Here is a 23814-nt window from a genome sequence, read left to right as displayed (position 1 = left end):
AGGATTACTATGTCGAATTTTGATTACGATTTAATTGTTATAGGCAGTGGCCCCTCAGGTGAAAGCGCTGCTATGAATGGTGCAAAAGCCAACTTAAGGGTTGCGGTGGTTGACCTACGAGAAGAGGTGGGTGGCAACTGTACTCACCAAGGTACGATTCCTTCAAAAGCGCTACGTCACGCAGTTCATCAGGTCATGCGTTTTAATCGCAACCCGATGTTTCGTAATATGGCCGAACCTAAATGGCTGTCTTACCAAGACGTTCGAAAAACAGCCCAAAAAGTTATTGATCAACAAGTGGCAATGCGCGCACGTTTTTACGCACGCAACAACGTCGACTTAAAAGTTGGCGAAGCCAGTTTTGAAGACGACAATACACTTACTTTGGTACTCCCCGATGGTCAAACAGAAAAGTTTCGCGCTAAGAACTTTGTCATTGCTACTGGGTCTCGGCCTTACCGCCCACCAGAAATAGACTTCAACCATCCGCGAGTGTTTGATAGCGATACGATTTTAAATTTTGATGGTACGCCTCGGCATATAGTTATTTACGGAGCTGGTGTTATTGGGTGTGAGTATGCATCTATTTTTAATGGATTAGGGTCAAAAGTTGATTTGATCAACCCAGGTGAACGCTTGTTGGCGTTTATGGACGATGAAATATCAGATGCATTGTCTTATCACTTACGAGGCCATGGGGTAATGATTCGTCATGCCGAGTCTTTCAAAAGTGTAGAAGGGTTCGACGACCACATCATTTTAACGTTAGAGTCTGGTAAAAAGATCAAAGCGGATGCCTTTATGTGGGCGAATGGTCGAACCGGAAATACAGATAAATTAAACCTTGATGCAATTGGCTTACAAGCCGATGGTCGTGGTCAGATTAAAGTGAATGACCATTATCAAACCAGTGTAGAACATGTGTTTGCCGCAGGTGATGTGATCGGTTGGCCAAGTTTAGCCAGTGCCGCTTATGATCAAGGCCGTTCTGTATCTGGCGTTATCACCAACAATGGTACTTATCGTAAAATTAATTCTGTACCAACGGGCATTTATACGATTCCAGAAATATCGTCTATTGGTAAAACAGAGCGCGAACTGACCGAAGCAAAAGTGCCGTATGAAATTGGCAAAGCTTACTTTAAAGATACTGCGAGAGCTCAAATTACTGGCGAAGAAACAGGGGTCTTAAAATTACTCTTCCACAGAGAAACAACTGAGCTATTGGGAATTCATTGTTTTGGTGATCAGGCTGCAGAAATTTTGCACATTGGCCAGGCTATTATGGCGCAAACCGACGGTGGCAATACGATTCGCTATTTCTTAGAACATACCTTTAACTACCCAACAATGGCTGAAGCTTATCGGGTAGCTGCTTTAAACGGATTAAATCGAATTTTCTAATTTTAGAAAAAATTGGTTTTTTGCTGTTGGGCATACCGATGCACTCGAATAGAGGGGAGGTATGCCTCATCTTCTATCCTATTATCTGAACGTACTAATCGTTGCCTTTGCGCTGGCGGAGTCTGTGGTGGAATATTAAAGTCGGGCAGATCTATTTGACCCTCGTTAGGAAACAATAGAGGAAGAGATACATTAAGTGAACGCCGCTGTTTATTCGCAAACACAATATTAGCACGCAATACAGGCGCTTGCTTTTGCACTCGCGCTAAAGGTTCATTCGATGGCAAAGCCGCCAATCGCTCTAGTTGAATTTGAATGTGCGCAGACTCTGTATTGAGTTTGCACAGTAAGTCGTAAGCGTCTTTCGTCGTGATTTTTTGTATCGATCGACCGCTGGTGTACCAACTGAATCCAACTTTTTCGGGACGACTGACCACAAGAGGCAAGTGCCTGAACACTTGTTTTAGGTGAATTCTGGCAAGCCCGTCTCGGGTTAATTGATCGTTTAAAGTTTTATAGCGTTTGGCTAATCGTCCTTGAACGTCACGCCAAAAAGCAGAATCGTCCGCTTTGATTTTTTGGACTGTTTTACGAAATCGATCTTTTGCTAAATTGATCTCATTTGCATAAGTTATCTGGTGCGGTGTAATGCCTACTAACCCAGGATAGACGCGTGTTTCTCGGCCATCTTGGTCATCTTGATACCAAAGATCGAATAAAATATCTTCAATGGTAGAGCGGCTGTCTAAGTGATTCCACGGTGCGAGCCATAAAGTATTGCGGTCATCCGATAGCATTCTGGAAAAATCACGCATTGAATCTCGCAAAGCTTCAAATTGTTTATAGAGCTGAGCTTCCATTTTTATACCGTTATCTATTTTGATTTTAGATAAATTTACGCGAGGTGTACGTATTATTCAAGGAGAAGGTGCTGAAATGAAGATTCTCAGCACCGTTTTCTGAAGTATAAGCAGGGATTAACTTAAAAACTTAGATTTAACCAAGGCTTCTAGCGTTTCTGTATCTTTAATAAAGTTACGAATACCTTCAGCGAGTTTTTCCGTGGCCATGGCATCTTGATTCAACTCAATGCGGAACTGAGCTTCAGTAATTGCTGCTGGCGCTGGTTGAACCGCATCGTCGTATTTTAATAATGTTTTTAGCGGGCCTGTATCTTGACTGAGTTCTTCCAAAAGGCCTGGCGAAATAGTTAAACGATCACAGCCGTTCAGTTGTTCAATTTCACCGATATTTCGGAAGCTAGCACCCATAACAATGGTTTTATAGCCATGTTTTTTATAGAAGTTGAAAATTTCTTGTACGCTCAAAACACCTGGGTCTGTTTTCGCTGTGTAGTCTTCACCAGTCGATTTTTTATACCAGTCTAAAATTCGGCCAACAAAAGGGGAGATCAAAGTGACATTTGCATCAGCACAGGCGCGAGCTTGAGCCATTCCAAACAAAAGCGTTAGGTTGCAGTGAATACCTTCTTTCTCTAGTTCGGCTGCAGCTTGGATGCCTTCCCAAGTACTCGCCATCTTAATTAAGATGCGATCTCGCGAATAGCCCGCGGCTTCGTATAAAGCAATTAAAGCTTGTGCCTTTTCAATTGTCGCTGCTTTATCAAATGATAAACGAGCATCTACTTCCGTAGAAACATAGCCTGGTACCAATTGTAAAATTTCAACACCGACGGTCGTTGCAATTTGGTCCATAAATGCTTCAAACGATAAGTTGCTTTTAGCAAGTTTTTCAATATGAGAGTCAAATTGCCCGCTCTGAACGGCTTTAAGAATCAAAGAGGGGTTTGTAGTCGCATCTTGAGGCGCATACTTACTGATGGCTTCAATATCGCCGGTGTCGGCAACAATGATGGTGTTTTCTTGTAGCTGCTTTAATTTATTCATCATATCTCTGCTTTTATGGACTGTTTGGTCAAGTTTATGGCTTTTGTAACAAAAAGAGAAGCCTTTAGTCAGTTGAATTGATATTAAAAAGAATCAACCTTTATAAGCCCTATAGCATGTTCAAATACAGCAGCGGTAGATTCTGCTTTATGTATGTTTTCACTTAAATATCGTCGATATTGGCGCGAGCCTGGTTTTCCTGAATATAACCCAAGCATATGCCGTGCGATATACTTCAGAGGTTTACCTGCGGATACCTCTTGGTTAATCCAACTTATTAAAGCTTGGTTCAATGCTTGTGGAGATTCGAATGCGTCTTTAGAGCCGTAGTATAGGGAGTCGACTGTTCTTAGGCATAATGGGTTTTGGTACGCTTCCCGTCCTAACATTACACCGTCTAAACCCTTATTCATTAGCGCTAAGCCGTCTTCATGGCTCTTAATTCCGCCATTGATGACTATATTTAAGTGTGGGAAGTCCTGCTTTAACTTTATAACGCGATCATAATCTAAAGGGGGGATTTCGCGGTTTTCTTTTGGACTCAAGCCTTGCAATATTGCCTTTCGAGCATGGACGATAAACGTTCTACACTCTGAGATACTATGAACATGGCCAACAAAATCTCTCATAAAGTCGTAACTGTCCATATCATCAATGCCGATCCGGTGCTTAAGAGTTACTTCTATATCTGAAGCGTCCTGCATTGCTTTGAGTCCGTCGCCCACTATTTGGCTGTGCGCCATGAGTATTGCGCCAATCATGCCGTTTTGAACGCGATCACTCGGGCAACCCGCATTGAGGTTAACTTCATTGTATCCCCATTGCTGTGCCAACGTTGAGCAGGTTGCTAGGTCTTTCGGGTCATGGCCGCCTAGCTGTAGTGAAACCGGTTGTTCATCGGGGTTGAATCGTAAAAACCTTTCTTTATCACCATGAACGATCGCGCCAGTTGTGACCATTTCAGTGTAAAGTAGGGCGTTTTTTGTCAACTTTCGATGAAATTGACGGCATTCAGATGTTGTCCAATCCATCATGGGGGCAACCGAAAAAGGATGTTTGTAAAGCGTTTGTGTCATGAAATGAGAGTCTCAAGAATGTCGCAAGAAAAGATGGGCTGTAGTGACGTTGAATTATAAGAAATCCGAGCCAAACATCATAGGTATAACCTAAAATGTTTGAATATAAGGGTAACTCGTCAAAAATACGGCTATTTTTGAGACTTTGCTTTGAGTTTTAACGCTAAACCCTCATCCCCACTGGTAAAATGCCTCTTTAAAGGGTAATTTAAACCACTTGTAATCGATTTGTATTTATTTAGGTCATTGTTCGAGAAATAAGAACAAGTTAATAGGAACATCCATGAGTGCAATTTTTTCAAAAGACGCTATTAAAGGTGAGCTGGAAGCTACCATCCAACAGGCACAATCAGCCTTAGAAGGGTATAGCGAAGATGCATCGGAATTGTCTCATCTAGAGCAGGTTCAAGACTATGTCCGCCAGTTACGTGGCATATTCCAAATGTTAGAAGAGCCTGCTGCAATATTTGTTTGTGATGAAATGAACGCTGGGCTCAATTCCATGAGTTCAGAAGTTGATCAAGTTGCGAACTCAAATAAAGGGATTTTAGAAAGCATCAGCCAAGGGTTAGTCATTCTTAGCCGATATTTAGAGTTAATCAGTTTAAAAAACAAAGTGGTGCCTGCAGTTCTGTTGCCGGCCATAAACCAAATTCGAATCGCTCGTGGTGCCTCTGTCTTGGGAGAAGGATACTTTTTCGATTTCAGCTTTAAGGCTGGAAAGCCGTCTTCGGGGCAAAAAGTTCGCATTACACGAGAGACCATCACGGCTCTTAAAAAATACCGTCATATGTACCAAGCTTCTTTATTGCATATGATTCGCGGTGATCGAACCATTGGCGCAATGCGCTATATGGGTTTAGCTTTAGCACGCATTGATAAGCTATTGGGAACCATTCCTTGTGCGCCACTTTGGTGGGTTGCTTCTGGTGCTATTGAGGCGATGGTGCAAAATAACGCCTCTATGACGCCTACGAGAAAACGATTGTTTTCGCTTCTAGATAGAGAGCTAAAAAAGCTAATACTGCAGGCACCGGAATCGTTAAAGAAGTCACCGAGCATCCCGTTAATAAAAGAATTCCTTTATTTAATTGCCATTAATAAAAGTGACAGCTTAAAAGCACGGCAAGTGGCTAAGTTTTATAACCTACCCATTGTAGAGTATTCAGAAGCTATACTAGAAGAGCAGCGTCAGCTGTTATTTAGCCCTGGGTTAGGCGTTATGGAAAGCGTTGCAGAAGCCCTCAAAGATGATATCAATGCAATTAAAGATACTGTGGACCAAGTGGCGCGCGGCGGTAATTTTTCGGCAAAGGAATTAACGGAACGTCTTGTTAAAGTCGCAGATATTTACGTGATGTTAGGCTTGCAGAGCCCATCAAATGTCATGAAAAATCAAGCTAAAATTGTTGGTGGTTGGGCTGACAACGCGGCTCCAACGCATGAAGATTTGTTAAATATTGCCGATGTCGTGTTATACGCTGAGAGTGCCTTATCTCGATTGCTTCAAGGTCAGTCTCAGTTAGATCAAGAAGGCGACAATAAGGCATTTAAAGCGCAAGTGCATGAAGCAAGAGTTGTATTGATCGATGAGTCTGAATCTGGTTTGGCCTTAGCGAAGCGTTCTATTTCTTCTTATATGGATTCAAATGGCGATAAATTGCATTTGGCGAATGTAGTGCCCACTTTAAATGGCGTTCGTGGGGCTTTGGTTTTTTTGAGCAGTGATCAAGCCGCCGACTTAGTTGGGCGAGCCATTGCATTTGTAGAGCGTGACCTACTCGAAAGTGGTACTTTGATTAATGGTAAGCAATTGGAGTTGTTTGCCGATGCGCTGTCGAGTTTAGAGTTTTATTTGGAAGGGTTATTAAGCGGTAATGATAATCTTGATATTCTGAATTTAGCGGTTCATTCGCTTAAGTCATTGCATGTATAGATAAGTCGTGGGCACTAAAAAGGGCGATTGATCGCCCTTTTTTTATGCGTTTAGACAATCTTAAATTCCGAAAAGATCCGATAAACGAGTTGCTAACATCATATCGCCTTCTGTGCGTAATCGGCCAGCCATAAAAGCTTGCATGCCGTTTAGATCACCACTTATGATCTCTTCTAAAGTCGCGTGATCCATGATCAAGGTAACAGTTGGGTCATTATGTTCACCTTCTGCAAGCTTGCAGGCGTTGTCTGCAACAACTAAGTGAAACGTTTCACCATCTACATTGAATTGAAATACAACATCTAACCCTGCAGCAGCAGAGGCATTGAATTTAGATTCTATTTTTCCAAACGCTTCAGCGATTGCACTCATATTTACGCTCCTAAACATACTTTTGTCGGTTGACAGCATCAGTGGCCTGCCTGCATTGTATGTGTTGATGGAATGAAAAATCAAACAAATGTTTTAAACAATAGTTTTAAATTGATGGAGAATGCTATTTTGTGGTCCGATTATTTCCTTTACCTACTAAAAACAGTCACGTTCTTGGTGGCATTTATAATTATAGTGGGCGTTTTAATAAAAGCCTCTAAATCTGAATCCGGCGGTGCTGCCAAAGGTAAATTATCTACTGTATTCTTAAATAAGCAGTGGGAAAGCCTAAAGAGTCATATGCAGCAGAATATGCTGTCTAAAAAGGCACTCAAAGCGCTGGAAAAAGACGAAAAAGCCAAAAAGAAGCAACAGGCTAAAGCTCCAGAAGACAAAGAAAAGGCTTTCAGTATCTTATTTAAAGGTGACATACAGGCTTCACAAGTCGAGTCTTTGAGAAGAGAAGTGACCGCTATTTTATCGATTGCTGAACCAGGGCAAGAAGTTGTTGTCAGTCTAGAAAGCCCAGGAGGAGCAGTTTCTGGGTATGGTTTGGCGGCATCTCAACTGATTCGATTAAAAGAAGCCGGTTTAAAATTGACCATTTGCATCGATAAAGTTGCGGCAAGCGGTGGATACATGATGGCTTGTGTTGGCGATAAAATTTATGCAGCACCGTTTGCCATTGTCGGTTCTATAGGCGTGTTAAGCCAAGTACCTAACGTTCATCGTTTTTTAAAGCGATTTGATGTAGACGTAGACGTTTTAACGGCCGGTAAACATAAAGCGCCATTAACTCTAATGGGCAAAAACACAGAAGAAGGCCGTCAAAAGCATTTAGAAGATTTAAACGCTATTCATCAACGGTTTAAAACATTGGTATCCTCGCAACGTGAGCAGCTAGATATCGATGCCGTATCGGAAGGTGATTTTTGGTTGGCCGAAGATGCTATAGAGTTGAATTTGGTAGATGAGATCAAAACCAGCGATGAGTACTTACAGTCTTTAGCAGCCTCAAAAGACGTCTATCGCGTTACTTGGGAGCCACAGAAGTCTTTGGAGCAACGTCTTAAGGGTGCCAGCAGCGCATTCTTTGAAAGTGCAGAGGCGCTGCTTAAAAAGCGTTGGTTGCCTTAAGTTTATTGAATCTGAGTAACATCTACGTATAAAGTTAAGCGATCGCCGGGTTGAAGGTATTTACCGGTGATCGTATTCCATTTTTCGATGTCTTTGATTCGAACGTTAAACTTACTGGCGATTCGAGATAATGAATCGCCACTTCTAACAACATACCCCACCTTACGAACCACTTCGCGGTCTTGCATGCTAGCGATCGCATTATTTGTAGTTGTGTTGGCGCTTGGTGCCGTCCAGATGGCCAGCTTTTGCCCAGGTCGAAGAATGTCTTTGGGAGCCATATTGTTCCAACGAGCTATGCTTTGAACGCTCACGTCAAACTTTTGAGATATATCCCAAAAGGTATCGCCGCTTCGTACAATATAATCCGTGCGTTGCTTACTGCTGCCCGAAAGAGCATTTTGCTTAACCTTTAAGCGGTTATCAGCGCTGAGAGAATAATAATTATCACCTTTACTGGCTACGGGGATTAATAAAGTATCGCCTGCGCGGATTAAATTACCACGAATCTTATTAACGTCGCGGATTACGTCTACCGTTACTTCATAGTTTTTGGCGATTGAAAGGAGAGAATCTCCGGGTTTAATTGTGTGTCGTTGCCAGGTTAATCGGCTGTCGGCCGGTAGGTTTTTAATATTTTCTTCAAAAATTTCTTTGTTGTCAGCGAAAACTAATAAACGGTCCGGGCCGTCAGGGTCTGTAGCCCATCGATTGTAGCCTGGATTAAGTAAATAAATTTCACTGAGTTCCATATCGGCTAAGGTCGCAGCCTGAGCAAGATCGATTTGGCCGCCTGGCGTTACTTCAGCAAAAAACGGCTCATTTGGCACAATGGGAAGTTCTACACCATATACATCGGGGCTGTGAAATAGTTTAGCCAATGCAAACATTTTCGGAACATAGGCTTCCGTTTCACGCGGTAAATCTAAATGCCAAAAATCGGTTGGTTTACCAGCGGCGCGATTTTTACGTTGCGCTTTAAATACCGTACCAGGTCCAGAATTATAGGAAGCCAATGCTAAAAGCCAGTCGCCATCGAACATCCTTTGCAAATCGTCTAAGTAGTCAAGTGCTGCGCGGGTAGATTCAACTACATCCCTACGGCCGTCATACCACCAGTTTTGCTTTAAACCATACATTTTGCCTGTAGACGGAATAAACTGCCACATTCCTGCTGCGCTGCCGTGTGAGTACGCAAATGGGTCAAAAGCAGATTCCACGATTGGCAATAGAGCCAAGTCCATCGGCATATCTCGCTTTTCGATCTCTTGAACGATGTGATACATGTATCGTGATGCGCGATCGCTAACTCGGTTAATATAGCTTTGGTGTTTGGCGTAATACATTAATTGTGCGGTGATGCGTGGGTCTTCAACCGTGAGGTCAAATACGAAGCCTCGACGTAAAACCTGATACAAGTCGTCAGGGTATTTTGCATATGGATCTGGGCGAGATAAGTCGAGAGGCTGTTCCCAAGCTAATTCGTAATCTGTTAGCTGGTCTTTTGTTTTAGCGGCATAGTGGTAGTTGATGATATCGGTAATGAGGTCTCTTTCTAAGGCTTGAATAGCAGATTCGGTCCCTGAATCTTGATTGATCGTAAGGTCGTTTTCTGAAACTAGGGTGTCTTCACTAGTCATCGACGTTTGTGTCGGTATCATCTGGCAACTTACAAGTGCCAGAGCCGATATAAACAGGGTTATATTTTGAGTAAAATTCATTAAGGATCGATTCTGTTATTTGTGACTGTGAATGAGATGAGGGATAATTCTATTTTTGATTCGGCTCAGGCGCAAGGTGTTGAAAAGTAAAGAGAGGCTTAGTTGGTTAAACGATTAAAGCGGCGATTTAAACAAGTTTATCGAAAAGGTCCTGAAAGTGCCGCAGAGCAGGAGTTAGCGCTGTCTCATTGGTATACCACAGGCCTGGGCGAGATTTTAATAAATGCTGAAAAATCGTTGGTATCTCGGGCTGTGTCGGGTCGTTTTGCCTCGGTAATGGTGCAATTAGACTCGGGTCATCATGATGCATTGTTTGAAAAACGTTTATTTGGATCCGGTATTATTGTGTCTCAACTTGAGCACCGCGCGCTTTGCCCCTCTGTTCAGGCTGAGCCTGAAAGCCTACCCTTTGAACCAGAAAGCGTTGATATGGTGTTAATGCATCATACATTAGACGTTTGCGATGACCCGTATCAAGCCGTAAGGGAAGGGGCAATTGCACTAAAACCAGGTGGTTTACTCATAGTAATAGGTTTTAATCCCTTTAGTTTGTGGGGGCTTATGGCCTTGATAAAAGGCCGTAGAAAGTCGGCTGGGGTTTGGAGTTCTCGATTTATAAGAAGCGGTCGAGTTGAAGATTGGATGCATCTGCTCAATTTTGAATTAGAACGCCACGAGCGTCATATTTTTATGCCTCCTATTTTGAAACCTAAAAAACTTACCCAAAGTGAACGACTCTCAAAGCTATTTCGCAGTATTTTTCCATTTGCCGGTTCGGTTTATCTGTTAGTGGGCTATAAGCAAGTGTATGGCAAGTTGCCGCCATCTCACTCTACAATTAAAAAAGGCTTTCTCGATGCCTCATTGGGCGGCCAAACAACAGCAAGGACAAAAGTTTGAAGAATTCAGTAACGATCTACACCGATGGAGGCTGCCGAGGTAATCCAGGGCCTGGTGGCTGGGGCGCTGTGCTATTGTGGGGTGATCAGCAAAAAAAGCTGTATGGAAGTGAGCCTGATACTACTAATAATCGAATGGAATTATTGGCTGCTATCGAAGGGCTGAATGCACTGAAGCGTAGAATGGAAGTCAAGTTATACACCGATTCACAATATGTGAAGCAAGGAATTACCAGTTGGATCACCAACTGGAAGAAAAATGGCTGGAAAACAGCCAGCCGTAAGCCCGTTAAAAATCAAGACTTATGGATAAGGTTAGATGATCTCATGACGCAACATGATGTAAGTTGGCATTGGGTTAAAGGGCATGCGGGCGATCCGATGAATGAATTGGCCGATCAATTAGCAAACCAAGCAATGGATGAGTTGGAAAAACAATGAGACAAGTAGTGCTCGATACCGAAACAACCGGTTTAAACCCTAAGAAAGGTGACCGTATTCTAGAGGTTGGGTGTGTTGAAGTTATTGACCGCAAGATTACGGGAAAAACTTTTCATCATATTATCGACCCAGAGCGAGACATCCCTGAAGAAGTGGTGCGCATTCATAATATTGATAATGAGCGCGTAAAAGGCTGCCCAAAGTTTCGAGAGGTAGCTGATGAGCTTTGGCAGTGGCTTGAAGGCGCAGAACTCGTAATCCATAACGCGGCTTTCGATATGGGTTTTTTAAATGCAGAGTATGAGATTTTAGCCAAAGAACGGAATCAACCTTTTAAGCCGCTTGAATCGGCGTGCACGGTTCTGGATACGCTTAAAGTAGCTCGAGAAAAACACCCAGGTTCTAAAGCATCGCTCGATGCATTATGTAAACGTTATGGCATTGATAATTCTCATCGAACCTTTCACGGAGCATTACTCGATTCCGAGATTCTAGCTGATGTTTATTTGATGCTCACGGGTGGTCAAACAGATTTACTGCTTGGTGATGAAGAAGATGAGGATGAAGAGACCGACGAATCAGCATTGGTAAATTTAGGTGAAGTTCAAGGGGCGCTTATTGAAGTCGCCCCATCTGCAGAAGAGCTTGAAGCTCATCAAGCGTTTTTAGACATGCTGGCGAAAAAAACAGGCCAACCTATTCAATGGCCTAAGTAAGATTTTAAAATTAGGGCGTTTGTTAATGGAGATTATGACAAACGCCCAATTTATAGGCTAATGAATGGAGCGTCGAATTACACCCACGTATAGACCTTCAATTTCGAAATCTTCTTGACCTAAATTAACAACAATAGGTGAAAAGTCTTCATTTTCAGGGTGTAGCGTGACAACACTGCCTTTTTTCTCGTAGCGTTTTACCGTTACGTCTTCACCTACACGAGCAACAACGATATCGCCATTTTTAGCCATATTGGTTTTATGAACGGCAATTAAGTCGTCTTCTAAAATACCGATATCTTTCATACTTAAGCCCTGAACTTGCAGTAGGAAATCGGCACTTGGTTGAAACAAAGACTTTGGTAAATCCATATATTCTGCGATTTGTTCAGTCGCCAATATAGGGGAGCCTGCTGCAACGCGGCCTATAATAGGTAAGCCGGTTTCGGATTCGGGTAAGCGAATTCCACGACTGGCCCCTTGTACAATTTCTATATGGCCTTTGCGGGCTAATGCTTTAATATGTTCTTCTGCGGCATTGGGTGATTTGAACCCAAGTGTTTTTGCTATTTCCGCACGGGTAGGTGGGTAGCCCGTTTCATCAATATGATCTTTGATGACGTCTAAAACTTGTTGTTGTCGAGCGGTCAATTTATCCATGGATTTCCAGCCTGTTTTTATGTACAGTATCTGGGATTATATACAGCTAAGCCATTGTGTAAAGGGTTTATTTCATTGAAAAGCAGCAGTCGTTTTTTCCCGGTTGAAATTATTCGCGCTGAAGTTCGCGATACTTATTTTGAAGATACTTATTCAGTTAAGCCTAACAACAGTTCCGATAAAACCGTTGAAATATCGCTTATACATTTGCAACCGAAAATTAACGCTAAATCTAACCAGGTGCTATTGATTCATGATGTTTTTCAAACGCACTGGCAATTTGATGAACCGCCGTACAGTTCATTAGCGAACCAATTGTTAGAAGCAGGTTTTTCTGTATGGCTGATGGATTGGCGCGCACATGGTGCATCGAAGAAAAATAAAGATGATTCGCAAAACTATTTATTAAATATGGCGCAGTACGATTTACCCGCCGTAGTTCAGTTTATAAATGAAAAACGCAATGCCCCGATCCAGATGATCAGTATAGGATACGGCGCTCAAATGGCTTTGCATTCCATTAACTATACGTTACCTATTGCGCACTATTATTGCGTCAACGCTAAACCAGTCAAAAGTAAAAAGCGCTACTGGATCCCTGGCATTAAATTGTTAAAGCGATTAAAACTTGTCGGTAAATCTTGGATAAAAGGTGCGGGTACTGAGTTTGAACATCAGTCTTTTTTCCGACACGAACTCAAGCGCCATGGGTTATTGTCATCGTTCACGTTCAAAGAAGGTAAAGAAGCGTTGCAAGCGATGAAGGGTGTTGCCAATACCATCGTTTGGGTTGCTACAAATAAAAAAGGGGTGGCGTTGGCTAAGCGCCACCTCAAGCAGCAAGCCCGAGTGCAGCGCATTCTAGAGAAGGATGTAACCCCCACATTGCTAGAACTAGTTATTAAGCAATCTTAGCGGTTAATCGCGTCGTAATTTATCTGAGACGGCTATAGGGTTATGAAAATTAAATACAATGATATAGCTGGAAATAGCAAAGGTTGCAATGGCTGTAGATTGAACTAATACCGCTGACTTCTCAGACATTAACGCTGCGCCCTGGGCAATAAAGGTCACCAGTAGCGAAAACTCACTTATCTGACCTAACCTAAAGCCAATATCCCATGCTAAATGGTTTGATTCACTTAACCGGTGCAGTAAAAACCGGAATATGATTGGCTTGCCGACTAGCACAGTAGCGGTTAGCACTAATACTGGAACCCAAACATCTGCAAGTACTGCAATGTTTAATTGTGCGCCTAAGGTGAAGAAGAAAAGTATTAAGAAAAAATCCCTTAATGGTTTTAAATTGAGAGCAATAAATTGCGATATGGGGCTGCTTGCTAAGCTAATACCCGCGATGAAAGCGCCTATCTCGTATGATAACCCAAGTAACCCGTGAGCTAGCTCGCCAATGCCCAGGCACCAACCAATGGTGAGTAAGAATATATATTCCTGGAAGCGATCGAATTTACTGAACAAAGGTAAAATAACAAATTTAACCGCAGTAAAAGTAATGGCCGCTAAAATAGGTAGCATGATAAGTGGTTTTATCATGGAATACACATCGGTCGTGCCGCTGCCAAGGCTTTCTATTGCCAGTAACACCAAAATTGCAACGAAATCTTGAATGAGCAAAATGCCCACCATAAGCTCACCAGAGTGTTTATGGTGCAGTACGGTAGTAGGTAAAAGTTTAATACCAATGATCGTACTCGAAAACATTAAACACAATCCGATAATGATCGCTTCACTGGTAGGAAACCCCATTATATTGGTTACCGTAAAGCCAATTAAAACAAACGCCACGCAACTAACAATACCAACAACGACACTTTTCTTTAGCGTCGATATTAAATTAGAAAGCTGCATATCAAGCCCAAGTAAGAACAGCAAAAATATAATGCCAATCTCGGCCATATCGGTTAAAAGCTGGGTGTTTTCTACGACGGAAAACCCAAATGGCCCGACAATTACGCCTAATGCGATGTACGCAATAAGCAGCGGTTGTTTTGTGTAGAGAGCGAATGTGGCAAAAATTGCCGCACCCGTAAAAATAAGGAAGAAAGAAAAAACCATAGTTTAATCGTTTAAATACAGTAGAGGATACAAGTTAAGAGTAGGGCACTGGTAGGTGATGTACCAGTGCCCTTTTATAATAATGCTTAATTTCTTGATCTCAATGCCGTTGAGATCTTGTTGCTGATGTTTTTAAGCAAGGTATCGGTGGTTTTCCAGTCAATACAAGCGTCGGTTACTGATACGCCATAGGTCATATCCGAGAGTGACTCTTTTATTTTTTGATTGCCAGCTTCAATATTACTTTCAATCATAATGCCGATAATAGACTTATTGCCTTCTAGAATTTGGTTGGCCACATTTTCAGCGACTAGCGGTTGGAGATTGTGATCTTTGTTGGAGTTTGCATGAGAGCAATCAACCATAATATTGGGAGTTAGCTTGCCTTTAATGAGCTCTTCTTCGCAAAGCGCGACTGAAACAGAATCATAATTTGGCTTGCCATTACCACCTCGCAATACAACATGGCCATATGCATTTCCTTTCGTTTTAATGATGGCCACTTGACCGTCACCATTGATACCTAAGAAATTGTGACCAGAAGACACGCTGTTAAGCGCGTTAATCGCAACTTCTAAGCCCCCGTCAGTACCATTTTTGAAGCCAACAGCGCTCGATAAGCCGCTGGCCATTTCACGGTGTGTCTGGCTTTCTGTGGTACGTGCGCCAATAGCCGACCAGCTGATTAAATCTTGCATGTATTGAGGTGAAATTGGGTCCAGTGCTTCAGTCGCTGTTGGTAAACCAATCTCAGCAATATCGAGTAGCAATTTACGACCTATATGTAATCCTTCTTCAATTTTGAAGGAGTCGTTCAAATGCGGATCGTTGATTAACCCTTTCCAGCCAGTTGTGGTACGTGGTTTTTCAAAATAAACGCGCATTATGATAAGGAGGTCATCTTTAACTTCATCGCTGAGCTTTTTTAGGCGACGTGCGTAGTCGAGTGCTGCTTCGGTATCGTGAATTGAACACGGGCCTACTACAACCATTAAACGGTCGTCTTTACGATCTAAAATATTTCTAACAGCGCTTCGGCCTTCTGCTATGGTGTTATAGGCAGAATCTGAAATAGGCAGTTCTTTTTTAAGATCACTCGGTGTAATAAGGATAGTTTGACTATCAACATTGAGGTTATCAATTGGGTTCATAATAATTTTGCGCTTGTGTGTTTGTGTAGTATGTAGGCTCTATCATAAAGTGGTAAAGTTATAATTACAACCTGTATATAAATGTTTACGGAGTTTGAATGGCCGTTAAAAAAAGTAAGTTTAAAACGATCGTTATCCCAATAATACTTGCCTTAGGTTTTACCTTTGCCATGGTTTTAGCGGTAGATGAAATGGTCGCAAATCAAGGTGAATACAGGCCTTCAGTCTGGGATGTATTAAATGGCCGAGGTGAGTTGCCTCAAGGTCGTGCTGAAGTGAGTCAACAAGTTGCAATTCAAGTATGCAAACAAGAGGCAATAGATTCCTATGGCCGAGATTTAATGCAAACTAATTTTGATAAACGATCATCACGTTATAATTCTGAGTTAAAGGTTCATACGGTTTTTGTGAATTTACGAGTTAAAGATCAAGAAGATTTAGATCTTTACATTCGATGCGATGTATCTGCTGTGAACCGCCAAATGCTCGAAACTCGAATCAAAGGTGGTAAGGGCTTTGGTTTTTTTAAAAAGTAAGCGCTTAAAAAATGGCGTACTTTAATCCTAAGCCTAAAAGCAGCCAAGCAAGAACTGGCTGTAAAATGGCCGAAGGTACTTTTTGGGTTAACTTCGAACCAATCTGAATGGCAGGTATCGACCCCATTAAAAGGGCGCCCAATAAGAAGAAATCAACGTTGCCTAATTGCAAATGTACTAGTCCGGCAACAAATGTCAGGGGTATGGCATGAGCAATATCGGTACCGACAATTTGGCTAGGCAAAAACTTTGGGTACAAAATTAACAGTACCGCGGTCCCGATAGCCCCCGCACCAACCGAACTGAGAGTGACCAAAACACCGAGAATGGCTCCTATCGCCCACAATTTTACAGCTTGCCTACTTGTTTGGTTGCCTTCTGTATCGTCTCGTGATGTTTTCATGAGCTTGTTTTTAAATAAGATGGCTGAGGCTGTTAAGATCAGCATAAACCCTAACGCGGTTGTTAAAATGTGGGTATAAGAGCCATTGTCATCAAACCAATAGGTTAATACTAGGCCGGTTAAGACAGCAGCGGGCAAGCTACCAGCCGCCATTGTTAACGCAATTTGCCAACGAATATTGTTCATCTTATGATGGCTATAAAGGCTGGAAGACTTAGTAATAGCGGCATACCAAAGGTCTGTGCCAATGGCAATTTGTGGTGGAAAACCAAAAAGCAACAATATAGGTGTCATCAGTGCACCACCGCCAACGCCTGTCATGCCCACAATGAGCCCGACTGCTGCGCCTGCTGCTATAAACAAAAGTATTTCCATAACCATCCAAAAAGGCATAAATTAACAATGTTGTTAATCTAACCTGTATGGTGTATTTCTAAAAAGAATAGTTATTGATATTTATATAACTAAAATGTAACTTAGGATGGTGACAAACATTTCTACATACCACTAGGGTAAGGGATTGGTTCAATGAAGCTACAACAACTCCGATATATTTGGGAAGTTGCGCATCACGATCTAAACGTAAGCGCTACCGCACAAGTTTTGTATACCTCTCAGCCGGGCATCAGTAAACAAATTAGATTACTAGAAGATGAGCTAGGTATAGAAATCTTTGCGCGCTCTGGCAAACACCTTACAAGGGTAACGCCTGCCGGTGAAGCCGTACTCAAAGTGGCGGGTGAAATACTCGGCAAAGTTGATTCAATTAAGCAAATTGCACAAGAGCACAGCAATAATAAAAAGGGCAGTTTAAGCATTGCCACCACCCATACCCAAGCTAGATATGCTTTACCCGAGGTTATCGAGCATTTTATTGAAGACTTCCCCGATGTCTCACTTCACATGCATCAAGGAAACCCACTTCAAATTGCAGAAATGGCTGCAGATGGCACTGTTGATATGGCGATTGCTACAGAAGGTATGGATCATTTTTCTGATTTAGTGATGATGCCTTGTTATCGTTGGAACCGCTCATTGGTGGTTCCGCGTGACCATCCTTTGGCGAAAAAGGGCAGTATCTCATTAGAAGATGTGGCCGCATTCCCATTAGTGACTTATGTTTTTGGTTTTACCGGTCGTTCTAAATTAGACGATGCCTTTATTGCACAAGACTTAAAGCCCAAGGTGGTTTTTACCGCCACCGATGCCGATGTCATAAAAACATACGTTCGTTTAGGCTTGGGTGTAGGTATTTTGGCGCACATGGCGGTAGATCCGGAAACTGATCGAGACTTAGTTAGCATTGATGCTAGCCATTTATTTGAGGCCAGCATCACTCGTTTGGGTATCCGCAAAGGAACATTTATTAGAGGTTATATGTACCGGTTTATTGAACGTTTTGCTCCTCATCTTGATAAAGCGACAGTTGAAGCTGCGATGGCCGTCGCTAATAAACACGAACTAGACGAGATGTTCAAAAATACCTCTTTGCCAACCTACTAAGGTTGGCTCATATTTCCAGCGTGTAAGCCACATTCTTTTTGTGTGGCTTCTTCCCACCACCAGCGGCCTTCTCGCTCATGCTGGTTTGGCAAAACCGCTTTCGTACAAGGCTCACACCCAATACTTTTAAATCCTTTGCTGTGCAGTTCGTTGTAAGGTATCTCCATAGCTCGAATATAATTCCAAACCTCTTCAGAAGACCAGTTTGCCAATGGGTTGTACTTAATGAGTTGGTCTGTTTTACCCTTGAAAGCCGTGTCCACTTCTACAGTTGCAATGCTGTTTCGGGTGCCAGGGCTTTGGTCTTTACGCTGACCAGTGATCCAAGCATCTAGGTTAGATAGGGCGTTTCGAAGCGGAGCGATTTTACGTACGCCACAACATTCTTTATGGCCATCCTGATAAAAGCTAAATAAGCCTTTTTCATTGGTAAATGCTTGCAGGGCACTGGCATCCGGAGAATAGATTTCAATACGAATGCCATATGTCTCGCGCACTTTTTCCAAATATTGATACGTTTCTGGGTGTAAGCGACCGGTATCGAGTGTGAAGATATGAACATCTTTTTTAAGCTTAACGGCCATGTCTATCAGCACTACATCTTCAGCACCACTGAAGCTGATGCCGATATTGCTATGTGTAGCAAGAGCGTGTTTTATGATATCTCGAGGCGATTTCGCACTGAGCTCGAGGTTTAATTCGGTTATATTTTCCATAATTGCTGCCAAAATTTGAATTGACCTGACTCTAGCACGGTCGCATCATTTCTAAAAATAACTGTATAAGATAAGAATATTACATAACGATTGGTTATAAGGTGTTTTCAGACAACGCATCGAGAAGGCGTTGAATTTTTAATTCACTTTCTTGGTACTCGCTGTCTAAATCACTGTCGTATACAAGGCCGCCACCGCCGCTGCAAGTAAGCTCGTTGCCTCTTTGCGTAAGAGTCCGAATCATAATGTTGCTGTCTAAATAACCTTCAAAAGACAAGAAAAACGCAGTGCCACAATATTGCCGCCTTTGCACCACTTCTAGTTCATCGATGATCTCCATGGCGCGTTTCTTCGGCGCACCTGTAATCGAGCCACCGGGAAAAGCATCTTTTAAAATATCCAAAGGGTGGCTAGTGGGCAGCTTTCTAGCACGTATACTGCTGACTAAATGGTGAACATTTTTAAAAGATTGCAATTCAAACAACTTATCAACAACGACTGAACCTGGCTCTGCATTCTTGGCTATGTCATTACGAAGCAAGTCTACAATCATTAAGTTTTCAGCTTGGTCTTTTACGCTGTTTTGAAGTTCTATTTTTAACCGCTCATCGGCTTGGGGTGTAATGCCGCGGGCACGAGTCCCTTTTATAGGCTGTGTGAAAATGGTGTCGCCCTTTACTTGCAAAAAGCGTTCAGGAGAAACGCTCATAACCGCAACGTCATCAACCGCTTGGTAAAATGAGAAGGGCGCTGACATGGACCTTAACAGTTTGCAGTAGTTGGCCCACGGTGTGACATTGCTGGTGCTAGACCATTGCCGAGTGAGGTTGGCTTGATAAATATCGCCAGCGTATATGTAATCTTTCACCTTCTTAAATGCACGGCAATAGTGTTCATAGCTCATACTGCATTGCCAATGTAAATTGCTATTATTTTGCTTGGTCTGATTGTCCTTTTGTTCCGTGTTTGAGCTCGCCCATTGCTCTATTTTTTCTTTAATGCCTGTTGGGCATTCAGAGCGGATAAATACTTCGATGGTTTGGTTGTTGTGGTCAACCTTACAGGCCCAATGATACAGGCCCACCGTTGCAAGGGTTTTATCTTCAGTTGAACAGGCGTGTTTCGTTGCAACGCCTTGTGTTTCCAAGCCTATCTCATAATTAAGATGCCCAGCTAGCCCTCCCGTAAACAGGCCTTTTGAAGGGGTATTCGCCGGCTCGCCGAGTTTTGACTTTAAAAGCTCGAAATAATCTCTGACAAGGTGTTCCGTTTCGCCTGAGAAACAGCTTACTTGGCAGCTATTTTGACCTAAATACTGATAGGTTTCAGTAGGCCAAGCCGAAAACCACTCTTCTCCAGCCTTAGATTCAGGACCATTATGAAACCATATAAAGCCATTTTCTGACGAAAGTGTCTGAGTAAGTACGATGACATCGGATAAATAGTCTAAAGTGATAACTTGCAATACAGAATCCAGTTAAGTAAGCGACAATCATAATAAATGGCCTATGGCCTTTTGTTGTGGCGCTAGTTTACACCAGAGTGGTATGAAACTTCTAAAGATTAGGAGAGTTAAATGAGTATATTGTTGGTCGTTGATGCCGCCTGCGATTTGCCAGCTACCTTTGTAGCAGAGCGAGGCATTGTTGTATTTCCTATTACAGTAAACGTAGATGGCAATTTATACGAAGACAGCAAAGACCCTGAAGAGCTTAAAGCCTTCTATGCCGATAACCTTTTAACATTAGAGCACAAAGCCGAAACTATCGCCTTTAGTCCAGAAAAAATACATCAAGTGTTTAAAGACGATATTCTAGAGTTTTTTGATTTTGCGTTGGTGCAAACGGCTAGCAAAGCACGCAGCCCAATTTTTAATAACTATGAACTGGCTCAACCTAAAATATTAAAAAGCTATAGAGGCTTAGGAAAATCCGAAAAACCCTTTGCCATGAGAGTGATGAATTCAGCCAATATGTTTGCAGGCCAAGGGTTGTTAGCCGCCTTTACATCCGATCTCATAAAAGCAGGAAAATCGCGACAAGAAATTTTAAAGCTGTCGGAAGCGTTTAAGAATAAAATATACGCCTACATGCTGCCACCCGAGGTGGGTTATATTCGTGAGCGGGCCAAAACACGAGGTGAAAACTCTGTGGGGGCTGTCAGTGCGTTTTTTGCGAAGTCGATGAAAATAAAACCCATCATCCAATTTAAAAACGACGATACTGTCTCAGTGGCCAGTGTTAAAGGTTATCGCAATGCTGGTAACGGTTTATTTGAGTACGCAATTAAACGAATACAAAAAGGGCTCTTGTGCCAATATGTCGTAGTGAGTGTAGCAGGGGATGAGGCCGATTTAATGGCGTTTGAGCAATACCCAAAAATGTTGGCTATCGCTAAAGAAAATAATGTACAAGTGTTGAGCTGCGTGATGGGCCTAAGTGGTGGAATAAACTTAGGGCCAGGTGCCATTTCATTAGCGCTGGCCGCTGAAGATCATGACTTTGAAGACTGAGGTAGGCGTATCCTAAAAGAAAAAAGCAGTGGCATAGCGCCACTGCTCATTGTTATTTGTCTTTGGTGTAATACACGCCAGGAATCCAGCTTTTGTGTACCTTTGCGGTTTCTTCGAAGCGATGCTCATTTTCATCAATAAACTTGAACGATACAAAGCCAATTCTCACAATGTCGTTGTGATGAATGGTGTGCTCTGAGATTTTCTCTTCATTAACAAATGAGCCATTGGTGCTTTTTAAATCAATTAAGCGGTAGTACGGCTGAGTCTGTTCGTCGTCAGCTGGATGGTACTCAAGCCAAGCATGATTGGCCGATACCGTGCTATCATCGAGCTGAATGTCGTTATCCGTAGCGCGACCTATCGACATGGTTTTTTGATCCAGTGGAAACTTATTTTGCACCACGTCATCTTTTATTTGCATTAAAAGGGGCATTTCCGAGCTCCTGCGGTTGCCAAGTATGAATGATTTCGGGTATAGATTAGCAGGGTTAAATGTAAAACACTGATAAATCGTTAACAGAATGGTGACTAAATCGTGCGACACCTGTTTTTTAGGTTATTTTTTGGGCTAATTTCCAGTTTTATTTTAGTCATCGGGCTATTTCCAGCCACGCATGGCATCGATAGCCAACTCATCAGTTGGGGCCGTTCATTGAGCCCGGGAGACGCGTTGGAAGCGCCATTAGTGCGTGTTGTACCGAGCTTGTCTCAAAGAGGTGAGTTGGTCATTAAAACACCGGTATCGCATTCACCTAGTCAGGTTTTGTCTGGCTTTCAATACAGTTACTCGAGCGAATCTATCACTACGCAACGCTGGCTTCAATCGGCGCTCAATCTATTTCGAAAGACTAGAGCGACTCAAATTCAAGAAGGTGAACATTTTTACTGGCAGCCTGCGCAGGTTCACTATAAAACTCTGGTTTCTTACCAAGAAGGTCGCAGTTTTTTTGATGCAACGTTAAATACCTTAGGTGTGCCAGTAGAAAAAGATGCCGATCATTTGTTGCTAAACTATCAAGCAATTCCGATAGATGGTTTTGGAGGCTTGTTTTTAAATTGGCAGGCAGTACCTAGCCTAAGCTATGCAGATTTAGGAAATTTTGATGCCACGCTAATTTCGCATGATACCCCATTAGCGCACCAATTTATTAAAGAGCAAGCCGCTTTGTTACAAGAGCTTTGGGTGACTGTACCGAATTGGTCATTTTTATTGGCCATATTGTTGGCAACTGCACCCTGGCTATTAATAGCGACCACTTCAAAACCAATGTGGGTTGCGTTGTCTATCGGCCTGATAGAGGTTGCTATTGTGCTGTATTTATTGATAGCACAAGCCGTTTGGGTGCCAGTGTTAGTGCCTGCTGTTATGTTGGTGTTGGCCACGGTTTGGTATCTGCAAAAAACCAGCCTAATGCACAGGATAAACAATTTAAACAAAGCGCATAGAAAAATTGCAGGATACTGGGTAGCTTCATTGTTGGATGATAGTAAGCCAGAATCCGCCTACCGATTTCTAGTTGAGCAAAAAAACACATTGGCGTATTCACCACTTTGGCTGGAAGTAGCCAAAGGCTACCAGCGCAATCGCCAGTTAGACAAAGCGCAATTATGCTATGAAGAGTTATTATCGTTTGATCCAAAATGTACGGAAGCTAAAAAAGGATTAAAACAGCTAAAAGAAGTTATTGATGGTACCGCGACAATGGTCATTGGCCAAACTAGAAGTGAGCTGCCAGTTGGGCACATAGAAAATTTAACCCTAGGTCGTTATCACATAACTAAAGAGCTGGGCCGAGGCGCAATGGGGATAGTTTATGAAGCCAACGACCCCAAAATTAACAGGCACGTCGCCTTGAAAGTAGTGCATTTGAAAAGCTTAGGCTTTGATGAGATGGATGCCGTAAAACAGAGGTTTTTCCGCGAAGCACAAGCCGCAGGTAAATTAAACCACCCGAACATAGTGACCGTTTATGATGTGGGTGAAGAGCACGATGTTGCATTTATTGCGATGGACTTACTGGTAGGGCATGCGCTTTCAGATCACATCAGCAAAGCGGCCAGTATTGATGTAATTCAGCGTGTAACCTGGATAGCGCAAGCCGCAGATGCTTTAGCTTATGCGCATGATCACGAGGTGATTCACCGCGATGTGAAACCCGCAAACATGATCATTGACAGCAAAACTAATCAATTGAAATTGACTGACTTTGGTGTGGCGCGTATTGCTGGTGCACAGCAAACACAAACGGGCGTTGTGTTGGGCAGCCCTTCTTACATGTCCCCGGAACAGATTCGAGGCGACAATCTGACCGGGCAAACCGACGTTTTTAGTTTAGGCGTAACGCTTTATCAGGCTTTAACCCAACAATTGCCATTTACGGGCGATACCTTACCGACATTGGCTTATGCAATCACTCAGAGTAAGCAGGTTAGTCCACGTAATATTAATGGTGATGTGCCGGTATCGTTAGTTCGAATTGTGAACAAAGCGTTACATAAGGAGCTGAGCGATCGATATAAGAATGCCGCTGAATTATCTCAAGCATTGAAAAAATGGTTGGCCGAACAAAACAAATAGCGCTATGTTAATACTGTAATCTGTTGTTTTTATTTAGATGAGATAAAGGTTAAGCAAAACACTTTCC

24 protein-coding genes are annotated in these 23814 nt (G+C 42.5%); 11 read left to right on the top strand and 13 right to left on the bottom strand.

Annotated features, from left to right (window positions below; genetic code table 11):
• Positions 1-9: 9 nt before the first annotated feature.
• Positions 10-1404, top strand: coding sequence for a Si-specific NAD(P)(+) transhydrogenase (gene sthA, locus QWZ13_RS12410; protein ID WP_290282043.1), 1395 nt, complete (start codon positions 10-12; stop codon positions 1402-1404).
• A gap of 2 nt (positions 1405-1406) precedes the next feature.
• Here sthA and QWZ13_RS12405 read toward each other — a convergent pair whose 3' ends face one another.
• The 4 genes from QWZ13_RS12405 to QWZ13_RS12390 form a co-directional block, all read right to left on the bottom strand.
• Positions 1407-2264, bottom strand: a complete 858-nt coding sequence (locus QWZ13_RS12405; protein ID WP_290282042.1) for a DNA replication terminus site-binding protein — start codon at positions 2262-2264, stop codon at positions 1407-1409.
• A gap of 117 nt (positions 2265-2381) precedes the next feature.
• Positions 2382-3314, bottom strand: coding sequence for a transaldolase (gene tal, locus QWZ13_RS12400; protein WP_290282041.1), 933 nt, complete (start codon positions 3312-3314; stop codon positions 2382-2384).
• A gap of 80 nt (positions 3315-3394) precedes the next feature.
• Positions 3395-4387, bottom strand: a complete 993-nt coding sequence (gene dusA, locus QWZ13_RS12395) for a tRNA dihydrouridine(20/20a) synthase DusA (protein WP_290282040.1) — start codon at positions 4385-4387, stop codon at positions 3395-3397.
• Between the two features lie 131 nt (positions 4388-4518).
• Entirely contained in the window at positions 4519-4668 is a 150-nt protein-coding gene (locus QWZ13_RS12390) for a hypothetical protein (protein ID WP_290282038.1), read from the bottom strand.
• A gap of 2 nt (positions 4669-4670) precedes the next feature.
• Here QWZ13_RS12390 and QWZ13_RS12385 point away from each other — a divergent pair, with 2 nt between their 5' ends.
• Positions 4671-6323, top strand: a complete 1653-nt coding sequence (locus QWZ13_RS12385) for a FimL-related protein (RefSeq protein WP_290282037.1) — start codon at positions 4671-4673, stop codon at positions 6321-6323.
• 60 nt (positions 6324-6383) lie between these two features.
• Here the strand turns inward: QWZ13_RS12385 and QWZ13_RS12380 are convergent, their stop codons facing one another.
• Positions 6384-6779, bottom strand: a complete 396-nt coding sequence (locus QWZ13_RS12380; RefSeq protein ID WP_353958985.1) for an SCP2 sterol-binding domain-containing protein — start codon at positions 6777-6779, stop codon at positions 6384-6386.
• Between QWZ13_RS12380 and sohB the strand changes: the two genes are divergently transcribed.
• Positions 6768-7832 (top strand): protease SohB, encoded by a 1065-nt coding sequence (gene sohB, locus QWZ13_RS12375; protein WP_290282036.1) that lies wholly within the window; start codon positions 6768-6770, stop codon positions 7830-7832. The genes QWZ13_RS12380 and sohB overlap by 12 nt on opposite strands.
• A 2-nt stretch (positions 7833-7834) precedes the next feature.
• On the opposite strand, the gene QWZ13_RS12370 is transcribed toward sohB, so the two are convergent.
• Positions 7835-9553, bottom strand: coding sequence for a LysM peptidoglycan-binding domain-containing protein (locus QWZ13_RS12370; protein WP_290282035.1), 1719 nt, complete (start codon positions 9551-9553; stop codon positions 7835-7837).
• Between the two features lie 102 nt (positions 9554-9655).
• Between QWZ13_RS12370 and QWZ13_RS12365 the strand changes: the two genes are divergently transcribed.
• Genes QWZ13_RS12365 through dnaQ form a run of 3 tightly spaced genes read left to right on the top strand, consistent with a single transcriptional unit; the run spans position 9656 to position 11609 of the window.
• A complete protein-coding gene (locus tag QWZ13_RS12365; RefSeq protein ID WP_290282034.1) occupies positions 9656-10453 on the top strand; it encodes a class I SAM-dependent methyltransferase in 798 nt (265 codons plus the stop codon).
• Positions 10450-10893, top strand: a complete 444-nt coding sequence (rnhA, locus tag QWZ13_RS12360; protein WP_216001586.1) for a ribonuclease HI — start codon at positions 10450-10452, stop codon at positions 10891-10893. The genes QWZ13_RS12365 and rnhA overlap by 4 nt, the downstream gene beginning before the upstream one ends.
• Positions 10890-11609 carry a DNA polymerase III subunit epsilon gene (gene dnaQ / locus QWZ13_RS12355; protein ID WP_290282033.1) on the top strand — a complete coding sequence of 240 codons (720 nt, stop codon included), beginning with the start codon at positions 10890-10892 and terminating at the stop codon, positions 11607-11609. The genes rnhA and dnaQ overlap by 4 nt, the downstream gene beginning before the upstream one ends.
• Before the next feature lie 57 nt (positions 11610-11666).
• Here dnaQ and lexA read toward each other — a convergent pair whose 3' ends face one another.
• The gene (gene lexA / locus QWZ13_RS12350) at positions 11667-12269 is read right to left on the bottom strand and encodes a transcriptional repressor LexA (protein WP_216001588.1); all 603 of its coding nucleotides are present in this window, start codon (positions 12267-12269) and stop codon (positions 11667-11669) included.
• On the opposite strand from lexA, the gene QWZ13_RS12345 reads away from it, so the two are divergent.
• A complete protein-coding gene (locus QWZ13_RS12345; RefSeq protein ID WP_290282032.1) occupies positions 12240-13184 on the top strand; it encodes an alpha/beta hydrolase in 945 nt (314 codons plus the stop codon). The two genes, lexA and QWZ13_RS12345, sit on opposite strands and share 30 nt — an antisense overlap.
• A gap of 3 nt (positions 13185-13187) precedes the next feature.
• Here QWZ13_RS12345 and QWZ13_RS12340 read toward each other — a convergent pair whose 3' ends face one another.
• Together QWZ13_RS12340 and QWZ13_RS12335 are read right to left on the bottom strand one after the other, a co-directional pair.
• A complete protein-coding gene (locus QWZ13_RS12340) occupies positions 13188-14345 on the bottom strand; it encodes a cation:proton antiporter domain-containing protein (RefSeq protein WP_290282031.1) in 1158 nt (385 codons plus the stop codon).
• 86 nt (positions 14346-14431) lie between these two features.
• Positions 14432-15496 (bottom strand): 3-deoxy-7-phosphoheptulonate synthase, encoded by a 1065-nt coding sequence (locus QWZ13_RS12335; protein ID WP_216001591.1) that lies wholly within the window; start codon positions 15494-15496, stop codon positions 14432-14434.
• 98 nt (positions 15497-15594) lie between these two features.
• On the opposite strand from QWZ13_RS12335, the gene QWZ13_RS12330 reads away from it, so the two are divergent.
• Positions 15595-16032, top strand: a complete 438-nt coding sequence (locus tag QWZ13_RS12330; RefSeq protein WP_216001592.1) for a hypothetical protein — start codon at positions 15595-15597, stop codon at positions 16030-16032.
• A gap of 4 nt (positions 16033-16036) precedes the next feature.
• On the opposite strand, the gene QWZ13_RS12325 is transcribed toward QWZ13_RS12330, so the two are convergent.
• The gene (locus QWZ13_RS12325) at positions 16037-16828 is read right to left on the bottom strand and encodes a sulfite exporter TauE/SafE family protein (protein WP_353958984.1); all 792 of its coding nucleotides are present in this window, start codon (positions 16826-16828) and stop codon (positions 16037-16039) included.
• A 135-nt stretch (positions 16829-16963) separates the two neighbouring features.
• Here QWZ13_RS12325 and cysB point away from each other — a divergent pair, with 135 nt between their 5' ends.
• Positions 16964-17938, top strand: coding sequence for an HTH-type transcriptional regulator CysB (gene cysB, locus QWZ13_RS12320; protein ID WP_216001594.1), 975 nt, complete (start codon positions 16964-16966; stop codon positions 17936-17938).
• On the opposite strand, the gene QWZ13_RS12315 is transcribed toward cysB, so the two are convergent.
• Positions 17935-18654 carry a phosphoadenylyl-sulfate reductase gene (locus QWZ13_RS12315; protein ID WP_290283354.1) on the bottom strand — a complete coding sequence of 240 codons (720 nt, stop codon included), beginning with the start codon at positions 18652-18654 and terminating at the stop codon, positions 17935-17937. The two genes, cysB and QWZ13_RS12315, sit on opposite strands and share 4 nt — an antisense overlap.
• Before the next feature lie 94 nt (positions 18655-18748).
• Positions 18749-20119, bottom strand: coding sequence for an aminodeoxychorismate synthase component I (gene pabB, locus QWZ13_RS12310; RefSeq protein ID WP_290282030.1), 1371 nt, complete (start codon positions 20117-20119; stop codon positions 18749-18751).
• A gap of 111 nt (positions 20120-20230) precedes the next feature.
• Between pabB and QWZ13_RS12305 the strand changes: the two genes are divergently transcribed.
• Entirely contained in the window at positions 20231-21166 is a 936-nt protein-coding gene (locus QWZ13_RS12305; protein WP_290282029.1) for a DegV family protein, read from the top strand.
• Between the two features lie 52 nt (positions 21167-21218).
• Here the strand turns inward: QWZ13_RS12305 and QWZ13_RS12300 are convergent, their stop codons facing one another.
• Positions 21219-21713: an FHA domain-containing protein gene (locus QWZ13_RS12300; protein ID WP_290282028.1), complete on the bottom strand. Its 495-nt coding sequence runs from the start codon at positions 21711-21713 to the stop codon at positions 21219-21221.
• On the opposite strand from QWZ13_RS12300, the gene QWZ13_RS12295 reads away from it, so the two are divergent.
• Positions 21705-23747 carry a protein kinase domain-containing protein gene (locus QWZ13_RS12295; RefSeq protein ID WP_290282027.1) on the top strand — a complete coding sequence of 681 codons (2043 nt, stop codon included), beginning with the start codon at positions 21705-21707 and terminating at the stop codon, positions 23745-23747. The two genes, QWZ13_RS12300 and QWZ13_RS12295, sit on opposite strands and share 9 nt — an antisense overlap.
• Positions 23748-23814: the final 67 nt, after the last annotated feature.

This window comes from Reinekea marina (assembly GCF_030409715.1).
In the GTDB taxonomy this organism is placed as follows: domain Bacteria; phylum Pseudomonadota; class Gammaproteobacteria; order Pseudomonadales; family Natronospirillaceae; genus Reinekea; species Reinekea marina.
The sequence above is the reverse complement of the archived record's forward strand: the minus strand, read 5'-3'. Positions and strand labels throughout refer to the sequence as shown.

Bases quoted from the DNA above. Each gene is read 5' to 3' on its own strand.
- sthA (WP_290282043.1), top strand. From the start codon at position 10: ATGTCGAATTTTGATTACGATTTAATTGTTATAGGCAGTGGCCCCTCA.
- QWZ13_RS12405 (WP_290282042.1), bottom strand. From the start codon at position 2,264: ATGGAAGCTCAGCTCTATAAACAATTTGAAGCTTTGCGAGATTCAATG.
- tal (WP_290282041.1), bottom strand. From the start codon at position 3,314: ATGATGAATAAATTAAAGCAGCTACAAGAAAACACCATCATTGTTGCC.
- dusA (WP_290282040.1), bottom strand. From the start codon at position 4,387: ATGACACAAACGCTTTACAAACATCCTTTTTCGGTTGCCCCCATGATG.
- QWZ13_RS12390 (WP_290282038.1), bottom strand. From the start codon at position 4,668: ATGTTCCTATTAACTTGTTCTTATTTCTCGAACAATGACCTAAATAAA.
- QWZ13_RS12385 (WP_290282037.1), top strand. From the start codon at position 4,671: ATGAGTGCAATTTTTTCAAAAGACGCTATTAAAGGTGAGCTGGAAGCT.
- sohB (WP_290282036.1), top strand. From the start codon at position 6,768: ATGAAAAATCAAACAAATGTTTTAAACAATAGTTTTAAATTGATGGAG.
- QWZ13_RS12370 (WP_290282035.1), bottom strand. From the start codon at position 9,553: ATGAATTTTACTCAAAATATAACCCTGTTTATATCGGCTCTGGCACTT.
- dnaQ (WP_290282033.1), top strand. From the start codon at position 10,890: ATGAGACAAGTAGTGCTCGATACCGAAACAACCGGTTTAAACCCTAAG.
- lexA (WP_216001588.1), bottom strand. From the start codon at position 12,269: ATGGATAAATTGACCGCTCGACAACAACAAGTTTTAGACGTCATCAAA.
- QWZ13_RS12340 (WP_290282031.1), bottom strand. From the start codon at position 14,345: ATGGTTTTTTCTTTCTTCCTTATTTTTACGGGTGCGGCAATTTTTGCC.
- QWZ13_RS12335 (WP_216001591.1), bottom strand. From the start codon at position 15,496: ATGAACCCAATTGATAACCTCAATGTTGATAGTCAAACTATCCTTATT.
- QWZ13_RS12330 (WP_216001592.1), top strand. From the start codon at position 15,595: ATGGCCGTTAAAAAAAGTAAGTTTAAAACGATCGTTATCCCAATAATA.
- QWZ13_RS12325 (WP_353958984.1), bottom strand. From the start codon at position 16,828: ATGCCTTTTTGGATGGTTATGGAAATACTTTTGTTTATAGCAGCAGGC.
- cysB (WP_216001594.1), top strand. From the start codon at position 16,964: ATGAAGCTACAACAACTCCGATATATTTGGGAAGTTGCGCATCACGAT.
- QWZ13_RS12315 (WP_290283354.1), bottom strand. From the start codon at position 18,654: ATGGAAAATATAACCGAATTAAACCTCGAGCTCAGTGCGAAATCGCCT.
- QWZ13_RS12305 (WP_290282029.1), top strand. From the start codon at position 20,231: ATGAGTATATTGTTGGTCGTTGATGCCGCCTGCGATTTGCCAGCTACC.